This window comes from Paenibacillus pinihumi DSM 23905 = JCM 16419, assembly GCF_000422505.1.
GTDB lineage: Bacteria > Bacillota > Bacilli > Paenibacillales > Paenibacillaceae > Paenibacillus_D > Paenibacillus_D pinihumi.
In genome coordinates, this window is the sequence record NZ_KE383864.1 from 1,042,963 (window position 1) to 1,056,305 (window position 13,343).

Below are 13,343 nucleotides of genomic sequence, written 5' to 3' on the forward strand. Positions count from 1 at the left end.
CGCTTATGTCATATTCAGGTTGCTGCAGCTGGGCCTACTCGTTCTCTTCTTTGGTCTTCTTCCGGTATGCACCTTCAAACCAGCGGCGTGCCGGTATGTAAAAAATTAAAGCAAATATAAGCTGTAAAAACAGGCTGGGCAAAATGTGATGGGTCAGCGCCCATACATAAGGCTGTTTGTTAATTTGGAAAACCGTATAGATCATAAAAGTGACCGTATCCAAAAGCAGACAACCCATTCCGATAACGGAAATGGCTGTCAGCATCGGGGCACGCTTATATTCGAGCAGCAGACCGGCCAAATAGCCGCAAAGCCCCATGGAAAATGAATGAACACCGATGATATGGCCATAAAACACGATATCCTGAAGCATCCCGAAGGCAAGCCCCAAAAACAGCGCCACATGCCTGCCTGCGTACATGGATGAGAACAGAACAAACACAAACACAAAATGCGGTATCAGTCTGTGAGTCCATTCCTCCGGGACAAGCCAGCTCACAATAGTTCCTTCCAGCAGGAACAAGACGAACATAATCAGAATAATCCAATGAAGCTTCATTATTGCTGACCCTCCGCTTCAGGATCAGGAACCTTTACGACCAGCACTTCCCTCAATTTGTCCAGTTTGGCGGAAGGCTCAATATAAGCCGTATAGGTCAGACCGAAATCTCCCACCTGCTTGGAAACGACCTTGCCGATCTCGATTCCCCGCGGGAAAACCGAACCAAGCCCGGATGTGGTGACGTTGTCTCCCTCTTTCAACGGATCATCTTCAGCAATCTTGCTCATCAGCAGCTGGCCGGTCTCGCTGTTATAGCTTTCGATAATACCAAATGAATCTTTGCCGCTTACCGTAGCGGAAATTTTCTTGGAACCGACAGAAGATTGCGCATTCAATTCTGTGATCGGCATCACTGTAGAAGTGATAGGGGACACCTCGCTTACGAGGCCAACCAGTCCGTCAATCGTGATCACAGCCATATCTTTGCGAATTCCGTTTTTCGAGCCGCGATTGATTTTAAATGTTTTGTTATAGGCGTCAGGACTCGCAGCAATAACCTGGGCAATCAGGTATTCATAATTATTCTGGTTTTTCTGCGCTTCTGTAAATTGAAGCACGGATTTGTAGTAATCATTATCTTCTTTCAAATAATTATAAGTGCTCCTGTCTCTCGCATAACGGGCAACCGTAGTGCGAAGCTGCTCATTCTCTTCATAGAGCTGCCGCATCGTCCCGATATCCTCAAACAAGCCCGCCATATAGCCAGCGGGCTTGTAAAGCCAGGATTGCAGCAGCGCTACGGAGTCATTTATAAATTTTTCTGGCCATGACAGGTTTTTCCGGTCGCTAAGGGAAAAACCCATAATCGCCACAAAAAGAATCAGCCCGATCAACATCAGGAACAATCTTTTATTCCGCATAAACTTGAACAGCTAAATCACCCGCCTACTCCATCATCCGTTTTCCTTCTTCCGCAGTACGGCTGTCCCGGTCTTTATAGGTCCCAATAAAGCTGCCAACTCTACTACATATGGGATGTCTAGAGCTGGCAGCAGTTGTTTGCTATTTTCTAAAGCGGGAGGACGAGCCGTTTCTGGATTTAAACAAGTGAATATTATCTAACGCCCTGCCTGTTCCGATCGCTACGCAATCCAGAGGATTCTCTGCCACGACAACGGGCATTCCTGTCTCTCCAGCCAGCAGCTTGTCCAGATTGCGAAGCAGTCCGCCTCCGCCTGTCAGAACAATCCCACGGTCCATAATATCGGCCGAGAGCTCCGGCGGGCATTTCTCCAATGTTACCTTTACTGCATCCACAATCGCATTAACGGTATCGGTCAGTGCACCGGTAATCTCGTCGGATGTAATGGAGATGGTTTTCGGCAAGCCGGTAACCAGGTCTCTTCCGCGGATTTCCATCGACTCGCGCTTGTCCGATTGCTGGGCGGAGCCAATCTCCATCTTAAGCTGCTCTGATGTGCGTTCCCCGATCAGCAAATTATAGGTCCGCTTAATATATTGAATAATCGATTCATCCATCTCATCACCGGCAATCCGGATAGAGCGGCTTGTTACGATACCGCCAAGCGAAATAACGGCAACTTCCGTTGTACCGCCGCCGATGTCCACCACCATGCTGCCTGTCGGCTCCCATACCGGGAGATCGGCACCAATTGCCGCCGCGAACGGCTCCTCAATTGTATATGCCTCTCGTGCGCCTGCCTGTTTGGTCGCATCCTCAACAGCGCGCTTCTCTACTGCAGTGATTCCTGAGGGCACGCAGACCATTACGTTCGGATGGCGCGGAAACAGCGAACGCTGCTTCTGTGCCTGACGGATAAAATATTTAATCATCGTCGATGTTGTCTCAAAGTCGGCAATTACGCCGTCCTTCATCGGCCTGACAGCACGGATATTGCCCGGCGTTCTGCCAATCATTTTTTTCGCCTGCTCGCCAACAGCTTCGATTGTTTTCGTATCGGTACGAAGGGCAACCACAGAAGGCTCTCTGACTGCAATTCCTTTGCCTCTGACATATACGAGGGTATTTGCCGTTCCCAGGTCAATGCCCAGATCCTTAGTAAAACCACCAAACATGTTAATCTTCCTTTCTGTCATCACGACAACACCTCTTATTATATTACATGAAACCCTGCTCCTTCAAACTTACATATTGAAGGTCGCCGATTACAATATGATCAAGCACGTCAATGCCTACAAGTTCTCCTGCTTCAACCAGTCTCTTGGTCATTTGGATATCCTCCGGACTTGGTGCCGGATTGCCGCTGGGATGGTTATGTACGCAAATAATTGAAGCACTGCTGCACTTGATAGCCGCCCTGAACACCTCGCGCGGATGTACAAGTGAAGCGTTCAGTGTGCCCACTGACAGCGTCTCCTCCGCAATTACCTGGTTTTTGGTATCCAGGAACAGGCAGACAAAATGCTCCTTCTTCAAATATCTGAGCTGTTCCATCATATAATCCGCAGCATCTTTGGGACTTCGAATGGTCAGCCGCTCTTCTTGGGTACTTCTTGAGAGGCGGCGTCCGAGCTCAATCCCTGCTTTTAGCTGGAGGGCTTTGGCAGTGCCAATCCCTTTTATTTGTGTGAGCTCTTCAAGGCTCATATCAACCAGGTTGTGTAAACTCCCGCATTCCCGCAAAATACGTGCAGCCAGATGCACCGCCGACTCCTGCTTCGTACCTGTACGAAGCAAAATAGCCAGCAATTCAGCGTGGCTGAGCGCCTGCGCTCCGCTTTGAACCATGCGTTCTCTAGGTCGTTCTTCATTGGGGACGTCACGCATTACGAAAGATTGTATATGCATCGCTTTCCCTGCTTTCAGCAAACAATTTAGATGACTTCGATCTCAAATTCCAGCAGCATGTCCGACAAAAGCGATAGTGACAAACCTACGACATTGAAATAACAACCTTCAATCCGGTCAACAAACGCCGCTCCAAGACCTTGAATCGCATAAGCGCCGGCCTTATCCATCGGTTCCCCTGACGCGACATACCGCTCGATCCGTGAGGATTCGAGCGGTTTCATGTGAACGCGGGTTGCCATATGTGAGACGACCTCACGTGAAGTTAACAAATCAATACAGGCAATGGCGCTATACACTTCATGTATTTTCCCCTGCAACCGTTCAAGCATGTGCCTCGCATCTTCTTCGTTACGGGGCTTGCCCATCACTTCGCCGTCCAGCACGACAATCGTATCGGCACCAATAATAAGGCTGCCTTGATGATCCTGCTTTTCGCTGACCATGAGCTGTCTGACAGCTCTGGCCTTGCGTAGCGAAAGCTGCTCTACAATCTGTGCGGGAGACCAGTCATCCGGTGTACTCTCATCGACATTAGAAGCCATGATTTGAACAGGAAGGGTTAAATTTAACGATTGCAGAAGGGAGTGACGCCGCGGAGAAGAGGAAGCAAGAATGATGTTTTGCCTGTCCACTCAGCCATCTCCTTTTAATAGCCGGGCATATCCGAAAAAGCTTGTCCGGAAAGCCGGGCTTTACATTTTGCGATACAGCCATACAGCTGCGCCTGCCGCCAATATGCTGAGCAGGCTGACCTCAAGTCTCAAGGTCAGGTCATAGCTGAGAACAATCAAATCAGCAGCCGGAGACCAGCTCAAATTTGTCGTTCGCGTCAGAAAAGATAGACCCGGCACGTCTTTGAGCCATTGCGCAAGCAATGAGCCTCCAATCAGCCCAAGTCCGATAAACAGCAGAAGCAACCAACCGTTTTTCTTCATCTTCCAACTTCCCTCGCCATTTTTTGACACCTGAATTTTATTATACGTTGGTTAGGGAGCTATTACAATGCGCGAATATTCCCAATCCAATCTTTTTGCGCCAGAACAGCTTCCATCAGTTCGCTTTGTGCCGTCCACAGGTAGGAACGGGCCGGGTTTTTATCAAATTCTCCAAATGCTGCTGCTATTGTGTTGAGTGACTGAACCATCTGCTCAAAGGACTTGATCCCGTCCCCAGACAGTTCCGGCTTCAACTTCGCAGCAAGGTCAGTCCACTTCTGATGGGCGGTCTTCCAGGCGGAGCCGTCAAAGCGTTCAGGCTTTTCCTTCTGAAGCTGATCGTTCGTCACACTGCTGAAGGTGCTTATTAGTTTGTCCGTCTCTGATAAAAAGTCATCCAGCAGCCCTGCATCCCCTTCAAAAACCGCCGATGAGAGAGCGGGGATTGTCAGCCGGGTAATGTATACCTCCAGCCCGTCAAGCTGTTCTGCAAGTCTGGCTGCCTCGTTCTTGTCACCGGCAATTCCGGCGTAAACGCGAAATTTATCAACTGCGCTGGCGGCCGCTGACACCCCTCGCTGGTCCAGTTGGGAAAGAGCTGTCTGCATGCCCTCCTGGCTGCTGAATACCCCGTACTGAAGCAAGTAATAGTCCGTAGCACGCCGGTTCAGCTCAATTGTAGTTCCGGCAGCCTCATTATCCGTCCCCTCTTGACCGCCGGTTACAAGTTCAGGAGTTTGAACAGAAGGGGGAGCAGATACCGTCTTTTCCGGCACGGCAGGAACGATAGCCTCGTTATTTTTCCATGCATTTTGTCCCGTGAATAAAGAGAGAATCAGATAGCCGAACAATGCGCCAGTGGCAACAGCCCCTGTTACTGAAGCAGCTACCTTGAACCAGGACGGCCCCTTTTCCACATTTCGGATTGAAGGGGAGTGCTCGTCTTTGACATCAATAATAATTTTTCTGCGCCTGGGGAGGGTGCTGCCCCGATGCGCATCTGAAACTGCGGACAAGTATGGGACTTCTCTTTTTATAGGCTCACCCAAATCCACCGGCGATGCGCCCGGCCCGCTGTCTGTTCCCCGAATGAGCGCTTCCAGCGCTTCGGGGTTATCCTGAAATGCAGTTTTATAGGACTCTGCCGTTTCCGTAAAACGAAGCTCCTCCTGAAAGGGGGTCAGCGCCGAAGCACGCTCATTCATGCTGCTCTCTTCGCTGCCGGTCAATGTAAATTCCTGTTGCGGCTCTTCGTTCCGGCCGCGCTGTGCATTCCCCTGATTATCAAAGCGAAAGGTAATCCGGGCTTTTGAATTCATCCCACTCTCTCCTTGTCTGTGTCATTCTACTACATTCTATGAGCGAAGGGAGAGATATATGATTTTTTTAATAGTTTAAAAATCTCTCATTTTTTCAACCTTTGGAAGCTGCAATACTAGATATGTTTGTAAGAATGAATTTCGAGCAGGGATGCCATGTGAAAGGTCTTCTGACGCTGTTTTCCCGGGAATTAATGGAATGGGCAAAGCGGCAATCGTGATTGGCAAAATAAGAATATCCATTTTGGAAACCTCTGGCCGGGCAAAACAAAAAAAGTCTGTCAGACAGCAGCTGCTTGCGCAGTCTGCCTGACAGACTTTCTGGTTATTAAACGACATTGCGCAAATGCTTGGCCAGTTGGTCAGCCGTTTTCCAAATATCTCCGGCACCCATTGTAATGACCAAATCACCGCCTGCTACATGTCCTTTCAAATACTCCAGTACCTCTTCCTTGCTTGGCATATAGGCAACATTCGGATTGCTGTTGGACCGGATCATTTCAACCAGCCGTCCGGAATTGATGCCCTCAATTTGCTGCTCTCCAGCCGGAGAAAAAATGTCGGTTATCAGAACCTCATCCGCTTCCCCGAACGCCCTGCTGAACTGCTCCAGCAAGAAATAGGTTCGGGTATACCGCTGGGGCTGGAAGACAGCAACAATTCGTTTTCCGGTCGCTTTTGCAGCGCTGATTGTCGCCTGAATTTCAGTCGGGTGATGAGCATAATCGTCAATGACGAGGATATCATTAATCTCGCCGAGCACCTGAAAGCGACGCTTGGCACCCTGAAATTGTGAAATAGCAGCTGCAATATCATCAAATTCAATCCCGGCATTCAGACACGTAATAACTGTAGCAAGGGCATTATATACGTTATGAAGACCCGGAACAGACAGCCCAATCGTTCCCAGCTTTTGCCCTTGTCTCGTAACATCAAAGCTCACTTTGCGGTCGCCAAGCTGAATTTGCTCCGCCTTGTAATCCGCATCGCTGTCAATTCCGTACGTAATTAAATGCCCGCCATTAGCAGGATCAACCTGAGGAAGCAGCTCTCTTATATTTTCATCATCGGCACAGACAATTGCCTGGCCACCCTGATTCACTTGTCCCAAAAATTGCACATAAGCCGCTTTCAAATTATTGAAGTCGCCATTGTAGTTTTCCAGATGGTCAGCCTCAATATTGGTGACAACGGCAATCGCGGGATGATATTGCAAAAAAGAGCCGTCGCTCTCATCCGCTTCTGCCACAACATAGTCTCCCTTGCCCGCCTTGGCATTCGTCCCTACATTGACGATTTCTCCGCCAATAATGTAGGTGGGGTCCTGCTGGCAGGTTTCCATGACAAGCGCAATCATAGACGATGTTGTCGTCTTTCCATGCGCCCCAGCCACAGCGATTCCTTTGCGCGCATTCATCAGCTTGGCAAGCATTTGCGCACGGTGCAGAACTGGAATATTCAAATTCTCAGCTTCAACCCGCTCCACATTATCTTTGGACAGTGCAGTCGAATAGACGACCAGATCTGCACCTTTAACGTGGGCGGCCTCATGGCCGATATAGATGCGGGCTCCTTTGGCTGCAAGCTTCTCGGTGAGCTCCTGCTTGGCGACATCCGATCCGGTTACTGTATAGCCCATCTCCAGCATTACCCGGGCAATGGCACTCATTCCGTAGCCCCCGATGCCAATAAAATGGACATGTTCTGCTGTGTTCAAAGAAGTTTCACCAACCTTTTTCAGTGTCCGTAATGTTAAGCAAACGAGCGCGCACATCTGATATCAGATACAAGGTACCGGTCACAACCCCCAGATCGTCTGTCTCCGTAGCCTCCCGCAGCCGCTGAAGCGCCAGCTCCCAATCCGGCTCAACGATAAGCTCAAACTCGAACTGCCCCTTCATTTCTGCAACAAGAGAGGCAAGCTCAGGGGCTGCCATTTTTTTGCGGAAATCCGGCTCGGTCACTACGAGTGTATCAACTAGTGGTAGTATATGCCGCAATGTGTCTTGATGATTCTTATTTGCAAGCATTCCCATCATCAGCCGCAGCTTCTTGTAAGGGTGGGTCTCCTTCAAAGCAGCAGCCAGAGCCTGTGCCCCTTCCGGATTATGCGCTCCGTCCAGTAAAATTCTAGGGTTTGATGTTATCATTTCCATCCGGCCCGGCCATGATGCATGGCGCATCCCTTTTACCAGGTCCTCATCATCGATGACAAGCGCATAGTACTGCCTCAGCACTTCAAGCGTCATAAGGGCAAGCGCAGCGTTTTTGCGTTGATGAGCACCTGTCAGGGTAATCGTAACGGGATCTATTGTACGGAACAATCCCACAAAGCTGAAGCTCTGTTCCTCCGGGCCAACAGTAAGGCCAGTCTCATGGAATTGCTCACCAATCAGATAGAGCGTAGATTTTTTTGCACTTGCAGTCTCCCGGATGATTTCCCGGACTTCCGGCTGGTCAGCAGTACTGACAACCGGAACACCACTCTTGATAATCCCCGCCTTTTCGCGGGCAATATCAGCAAGGGAATTGCCCAGAATGTCCATATGATCATGACCGACATTGGTAATGACCGAAATGACCGGATTCACAACGTTTGTCACATCCATCCGGCCGCCAAGCCCCGTCTCCCACACCACATAATCCGGGTAGGTGACACGGGCGAAAAACAAAATAGCCAGTGCTGTTGATACTTCAAACATCGTTGGGGAGCCAAGATCAGTAGCCGCAATCTCCTCCACATGAGGTCTCAGTTCATTGGATAGCTGAAGCAAGGTCTCCTCTTCAATGTCCTGGCCGTTATATTGAAATCTATTAGTGAACTTCGTTATGTAAGGGGACGTAAAGGTCCCCACATCGTAACCGCCTTGAATGAGTGTGCTGGTCAAATACGCGCATACCGAGCCTTTGCCGTTCGTTCCAGCCACGTGGATAAATTTCAAGCGTCTCTCCGGATGATCAAGTTTATCCAGAAGCTGCTCCATCCGCTGCAGACCAGGGCGGATTCCGAATGGAATCAGCCCTTCAATCCAGTCTCTGGCTTCCTGATAGGTGTTCATCATCGTCGCCAATCCTCTCTTAAACGTTATCCGCGCAGCTCAGAAATCCGGGCCAGCACCTTGTCGCGCTTCTCCACATAATCTTGCATTTTCGCACGCTCTTCCTCAATAACCTGGGCTGGAGCCTTAGCAACGAATCCCTCATTGGCAAGCTTTTTCTCAACCCGCTCAACCTCAGAATTCAATGTTTTGAGTTCTTTCTCAAGACGGATTATTTCCTGAGAAATATCGATTAATCCCGCTAAAGGAAGATATAGCTCGACTCCCGTCACAATAGCACTCATCGCTTTTTCAGGCGCTGTAATGGCAACGGAGATTTCCAGACTGCTTGTTCCGCAGAACCGGCTGATATACTCCTCATTTTTGACCAGAATAGCGAGAGCAGCCTCATTAGATGGTTTCACAAGCAACTCGATCTTTTTGCTCATCGGCACATTGACCTCCGCACGGATATTGCGGACAGCGCGAATAATGTCCATAAGCAGTTCCATTTCCTTGGCGGATTGCGGAGCTTCGAGCGCTTCATCATAGACAGGCCACTGGGCCAGCGTGATTGTCTCACCCTCATGCGGCAGATGCTGCCAGATTTCCTCACTGATGAAAGGCATGAACGGATGGATCAGACGTTGCGTGCGGTCCAGCACATAAGCAAGAACGGACTGGGTCGCACGTTTGGTCTGTTCATTCTCACCGTAAAGGCCAAGCTTGGCAAATTCAATATACCAGTCGCACAGATCATCCCAGATAAAGTTGTACAGAACGCGGCCGGTCTCGCCGAATTCGTAGCTGTCAATCAATCGGGTAACTTCGCGCACAGTTTCATTCAGGCGATGCAGAATCCAGCGGTCTGCCGTACCCAGCTCAACTGTAAGATCGATATCTTCTGCCGTCACACCCTCCAGATTCATGAGGGCAAACCGGGATGCGTTCCAAATCTTGTTGGCAAAGTTGCGGGCCTGCTCGACCTTATCCCAATTGAAGCGCAAATCCTGACCCGGCGTACTGCCTGTCGAAATCATAAATCGCATCGCATCTGCACCGTATTTTTCAATTACTTCGAGCGGATCAACGCCATTGCCGAGCGATTTGGACATTTTCTGGCCATTGGCATCACGCACCAGTCCATGCATTAATACGTCAGCGAACGGATTCTTGTCTGTAAACTCAAGGGCAGTAAAGATCATCCGCGCTACCCAGAAATAAATGATGTCGTAACCGGTCACAAGAACACTGGTCGGATAGTAGCGCTGCAAATCCGCTGTTTGATCCGGCCAGCCGAGTGTGGAGAACGGCCACAGACCGGAGCTGAACCAGGTGTCAAGCACATCCTCATCCTGGCGAAGGTTGGCCGAGCCGCATTTGGAGCAGGCTTCCACCGTATCATGGGCAACATGAAGTTCCCCGCATTCCTCGCAATACCACGCCGGAATCCGGTGTCCCCACCAGAGCTGGCGGGAAACACACCAGTCGCGTACATTTTCAATCCAGTTCAGGTAGATTTTTTCGAAGCGGTCAGGAACGAAGCGCACCCCATCGCCTGACTTCTGAATTTCTATCGCTTTCTCCGCCAGCGGCTTCATCGCTACAAACCATTGGGTGGACAAGTATGGCTCAATAACAGCTCCACTGCGCTCACTGTGTCCAACCTGATGGATATGTTCCTCAATGTTGATGCAAACGCCCTGTTCCTGCAAATCCTTGACGAGCTGCTTTCTGCAATCCATACGATCCAGACCTTTGTATGGGCCTGCTTCATCATTCATCGTGCCCGTCTCGTCCATTACAATGATTTGCGGCAGATTATGACGCGCGCCTACCTCAAAGTCATTCGGATCATGGGCAGGTGTTATTTTTACGGCGCCGCTGCCGAAATCCTTCTCCACGTATTCATCTGCAATAACCGGAATTTCACGCCCGATTACAGGCAGAACAAGCATTTTACCGATCAGATGCTTGTAGCGCTCATCCTCCGGATGCACAGCTACAGCCGTATCGCCCAGCATCGTCTCCGGACGGGTAGTTGCAACTGTAATTGTCCCGCTGCCGTCTTTGAGCGGATACTGGAGATGATACAGCTTACCCTGTACTTCTTTATATTCAACCTCAATATCAGACAATGCCGTACGTGCAGCAGGGTCCCAGTTGATAATTTTTTTGCCGCGGTAAATCAGGCCCTTCTTGTACAGGCTGACGAATACCTCACGAACAGCTTTGGAGAGCCCTTCATCCAGTGTGAACCGCTCCCGGGAATAGTCAAGGGACAGCCCCATCTTGGACCACTGGCTCCGAATCGTATCCGCATATAAACCCTTCCACTCCCATACTTTCTCCAGAAACTTCTCGCGTCCCAAATCATAACGGGACAGCCCTTCCTCACGAAGCTTCTGTTCCACTTTGGTCTGTGTCGCAATACCGGCATGGTCTGTACCCGGCAGCCACAGCGTATCAAAGCCCTGCATGCGCTTGGTCCGGATCAGAATATCCTGAAGGGTAAAATCAAGCGCGTGGCCGATATGCAGCATTCCCGTTACATTCGGTGGGGGAATAACAATCGTATACGGCTCTGCGTCGGTACGCTTGCCCGCTTCAAAATAACCTCCCTCTACCCAATAGGAATACCATTTTTGCTCCGCAGCCTTCGGATCATATGTCGTCGGCATCGACGCGCTTTGCTTTTCTTCGTTCATTTTCCTACCTCCATCACAGCAACAGATTATAAAATAAAAAAAGCTCTCCGCCTCAAAGGACGAAAAGCTATGCTTCCGTGGTACCACCTTTGTTTCGCCTGTTCATCTGAAGGGTCTGTTAACCCAAGAGAATACAGCCCCCTAATTGAAGGTCGTGATGACCGTTCAGGGCTGCCAAACGACACTTTCGCACAGATAACGGCTGCTACCGGCCCCAGTTGGCGTATTTCCGCCTGGCTCGGGCAACTCCGGGGTGACAAATGACAGCTACATCCTGCAGAACCTCACAGCTGATACAAGTTCTGCTCTCTGAAGGCATCACTGCATTATTCCCCTTCAACGTTGTTGACGAATTGGAATCATTACAATATATAATACCTTTCTTGGACAGCATAGTCAATGCCCCGCCAGGGCAGCCTGCGCCCAAGTTCTCAAATCCGGGGTAACACCCAGACATGAGCCGGCCCACGCTCCGAAAACATGTTAGCGGCCCCGTCCTCCCTGTAGGGAAACGAAGCCGCTGCAACAATCTTCCTTTTTCGATTTGGCTATTGCACTTGTGGAATATAGAGGACCTGCCCCTCATTGATGCTTTGGTCCGGAAGCCGGTTGTAGAGCACAATTTCACGCGGATTAAGCTGATATCTTCCGGCAATGGTCTCCAGGGTTTCCTCCCGCTGAACAATGCATATGCGAACCTTGCGGAACTCCCTTTCTTCGCCTTGCTTGCTGAGGAACAACTTCTTCCATTCCACATCTTCCCCGGCCTCGATGCGCTTCTCCAAAGCTTCTTCCTCCAGGTGCTTCGCTTCCTGCTGCTTGGCCAGCGCTTTGGCTTCCTGCTCGCGCTTGTTCGACTGCAGCAGAGAGCTTAGCCCGAAGCTGTTCGATTTGCCTTCTTTGCCGGAGAATGCAATCTTCATCTCCGTTTTGGTCACTTCGGCTACCGGCTGTGCTTCGCTCAGCGTGACCGGCTCCGCCGTGTCTGCAGCCGAATCATCCAGCTGTGCCGTCAGCTCTGCAGGTTTGGCTTGCGCAGCCAGATCGTGATCGGAAGACTCCGGTTCCGATTGCGGCTGGACTAGATCAGATTCCCTTTGTGACGTTGCCAAAGAAGGCTCGGCTGCCTGCAGGATGAGCTCCTCAACGTCGGTATCTGACGGTTTATAGGCAGCTTCAAGGGGTTCATTCTGAGACTGACGCTCGTCCTCTGACGGTAATCCTGACCATGTCACGGGCGATGCATAGCTCGTCTCAGGAGGCTGATGATGATGCTGGGATGGTGTCTCACGGAGACGTTCCGTGCGCACGATGGAGGGCTCGAAGCGCTGCAAGGGTGCAGCTACAAGCGGCTCGGAAGCTTTATTAGAAGCAGGGACAGGCTGCTGCGTGACAGCCTCTGTGCCTGCCTCTTCGTCCTCCGTCTCTAATGCCTGCTCATTATTCCCGGCTTGCAATATTTCCGCTCCCCATTCAGGCTGCGGCTCCCCCCAGGCTATCTCCTGCTGACGGTCGGGGTGAAAGGCCTCCTGTGGCGTCTGCTCAATACGGTGGACGACCGTTATCGGCTCCTCTCCCCAGACACTTGAATCCGGCAAAGCACCAGCCTGTTCGATTTGCAGGCCTCTTAAAGACAGTACCCCGGTAATGTTCAGTGTTTTCGAGCTGAGAATATCCACATCGAAGTTGTCAATTTCAACTGAGATATCCTCTACACGATGCACCCGGTTCAGCGGCAGTGTAATCTCTACAGGAATCAAATGCTCCAAGGTATGCTTGCTGCCAGCCTCTTCCTGTCCGTCATATACACCTGTAAGCAGCAGATTGCCCCGCAGCATAATTTGCTCCCCGTGGTTAATTACCTGAATATGCGGCGTCAGCTCAATTTCATCCAGTTCTCCAATAGCAGCAACATCTTCTGATAAATGCACCCGTTCATATACATCAAAACGAAGTCCATTCGACGAATTGGGCACGTTTCATCCTCCCTTCCCTACTCCTAACAGTT

General features: G+C 50.4%; 12 protein-coding genes. All 12 read right to left on the reverse strand.

Annotated features, from left to right (window positions below; translation table 11 throughout):
• Positions 1–34: 34 nt before the first annotated feature.
• The 12 genes from mreD to H583_RS0119040 all read right to left on the reverse strand — a co-directional run bounded on the left by mreD (position 35) and on the right by H583_RS0119040 (position 13,311).
• Positions 35–559 (reverse strand): rod shape-determining protein MreD, encoded by a 525-nt coding sequence (gene mreD, locus H583_RS0118985; protein ID WP_028561855.1) that lies wholly within the window; start codon positions 557–559, stop codon positions 35–37.
• Positions 559–1,422 (reverse strand): rod shape-determining protein MreC, encoded by an 864-nt coding sequence (gene mreC, locus H583_RS0118990; RefSeq protein WP_028561856.1) that lies wholly within the window; start codon positions 1,420–1,422, stop codon positions 559–561. Before mreC ends, mreD begins: the two co-directional genes overlap by 1 nt.
• 142 nt (positions 1,423–1,564) lie before the next feature.
• Complete coding sequence (locus H583_RS0118995; RefSeq protein WP_028561857.1) at positions 1,565–2,599, reverse strand: rod shape-determining protein; 1,035 nt, start codon at positions 2,597–2,599, stop codon at positions 1,565–1,567.
• A 43-nt stretch (positions 2,600–2,642) separates the two neighbouring features.
• Complete coding sequence (radC, locus tag H583_RS0119000; RefSeq protein ID WP_028561858.1) at positions 2,643–3,332, reverse strand: RadC family protein; 690 nt, start codon at positions 3,330–3,332, stop codon at positions 2,643–2,645.
• Between the two features lie 26 nt (positions 3,333–3,358).
• Positions 3,359–3,967 carry a Maf family protein gene (locus H583_RS0119005; RefSeq protein ID WP_028561859.1) on the reverse strand — a complete coding sequence of 203 codons (609 nt, stop codon included), beginning with the start codon at positions 3,965–3,967 and terminating at the stop codon, positions 3,359–3,361.
• A 60-nt stretch (positions 3,968–4,027) separates the two neighbouring features.
• On the reverse strand, positions 4,028–4,270 hold the full coding sequence (locus tag H583_RS0119010; RefSeq protein WP_028561860.1) for a DUF4321 domain-containing protein: 243 nt from the start codon (positions 4,268–4,270) through the stop codon (positions 4,028–4,030).
• 62 nt (positions 4,271–4,332) lie between these two features.
• Positions 4,333–5,589 carry an SPOR domain-containing protein gene (locus tag H583_RS0119015; protein ID WP_028561861.1) on the reverse strand — a complete coding sequence of 419 codons (1,257 nt, stop codon included), beginning with the start codon at positions 5,587–5,589 and terminating at the stop codon, positions 4,333–4,335.
• A gap of 75 nt (positions 5,590–5,664) precedes the next feature.
• A complete protein-coding gene (locus H583_RS36690) occupies positions 5,665–5,832 on the reverse strand; it encodes a hypothetical protein (RefSeq protein WP_154665920.1) in 168 nt (55 codons plus the stop codon).
• A gap of 85 nt (positions 5,833–5,917) precedes the next feature.
• A complete protein-coding gene (murC, locus tag H583_RS0119025) occupies positions 5,918–7,306 on the reverse strand; it encodes a UDP-N-acetylmuramate--L-alanine ligase (protein ID WP_028561862.1) in 1,389 nt (462 codons plus the stop codon).
• Between the two features lie 7 nt (positions 7,307–7,313).
• The gene (locus H583_RS0119030; protein WP_036709962.1) at positions 7,314–8,651 is read right to left on the reverse strand and encodes a bifunctional folylpolyglutamate synthase/dihydrofolate synthase; all 1,338 of its coding nucleotides are present in this window, start codon (positions 8,649–8,651) and stop codon (positions 7,314–7,316) included.
• 23 nt (positions 8,652–8,674) lie between these two features.
• Positions 8,675–11,335 carry a valine--tRNA ligase gene (locus tag H583_RS0119035; RefSeq protein ID WP_028561864.1) on the reverse strand — a complete coding sequence of 887 codons (2,661 nt, stop codon included), beginning with the start codon at positions 11,333–11,335 and terminating at the stop codon, positions 8,675–8,677.
• Between the two features lie 548 nt (positions 11,336–11,883).
• A complete protein-coding gene (locus H583_RS0119040; RefSeq protein ID WP_028561865.1) occupies positions 11,884–13,311 on the reverse strand; it encodes a LysM peptidoglycan-binding domain-containing protein in 1,428 nt (475 codons plus the stop codon).
• Positions 13,312–13,343: the final 32 nt, after the last annotated feature.

What these genes read in the sequence shown, in the direction of transcription:
- mreD (WP_028561855.1), bottom strand. Translation starts at nt 559, where the DNA reads ATGAAGCTTCATTGGATTATTCTGATTATGTTCGTCTTGTTCCTGCTG.
- mreC (WP_028561856.1), bottom strand. Translation starts at nt 1,422, where the DNA reads ATGCGGAATAAAAGATTGTTCCTGATGTTGATCGGGCTGATTCTTTTT.
- H583_RS0118995 (WP_028561857.1), bottom strand. Translation starts at nt 2,599, where the DNA reads ATGTTTGGTGGTTTTACTAAGGATCTGGGCATTGACCTGGGAACGGCA.
- radC (WP_028561858.1), bottom strand. Translation starts at nt 3,332, where the DNA reads ATGCATATACAATCTTTCGTAATGCGTGACGTCCCCAATGAAGAACGA.
- H583_RS0119010 (WP_028561860.1), bottom strand. Translation starts at nt 4,270, where the DNA reads ATGAAGAAAAACGGTTGGTTGCTTCTGCTGTTTATCGGACTTGGGCTG.
- H583_RS0119015 (WP_028561861.1), bottom strand. Translation starts at nt 5,589, where the DNA reads ATGAATTCAAAAGCCCGGATTACCTTTCGCTTTGATAATCAGGGGAAT.
- H583_RS36690 (WP_154665920.1), bottom strand. Translation starts at nt 5,832, where the DNA reads ATGGATATTCTTATTTTGCCAATCACGATTGCCGCTTTGCCCATTCCA.
- H583_RS0119030 (WP_036709962.1), bottom strand. Translation starts at nt 8,651, where the DNA reads ATGATGAACACCTATCAGGAAGCCAGAGACTGGATTGAAGGGCTGATT.
- H583_RS0119035 (WP_028561864.1), bottom strand. Translation starts at nt 11,335, where the DNA reads ATGAACGAAGAAAAGCAAAGCGCGTCGATGCCGACGACATATGATCCG.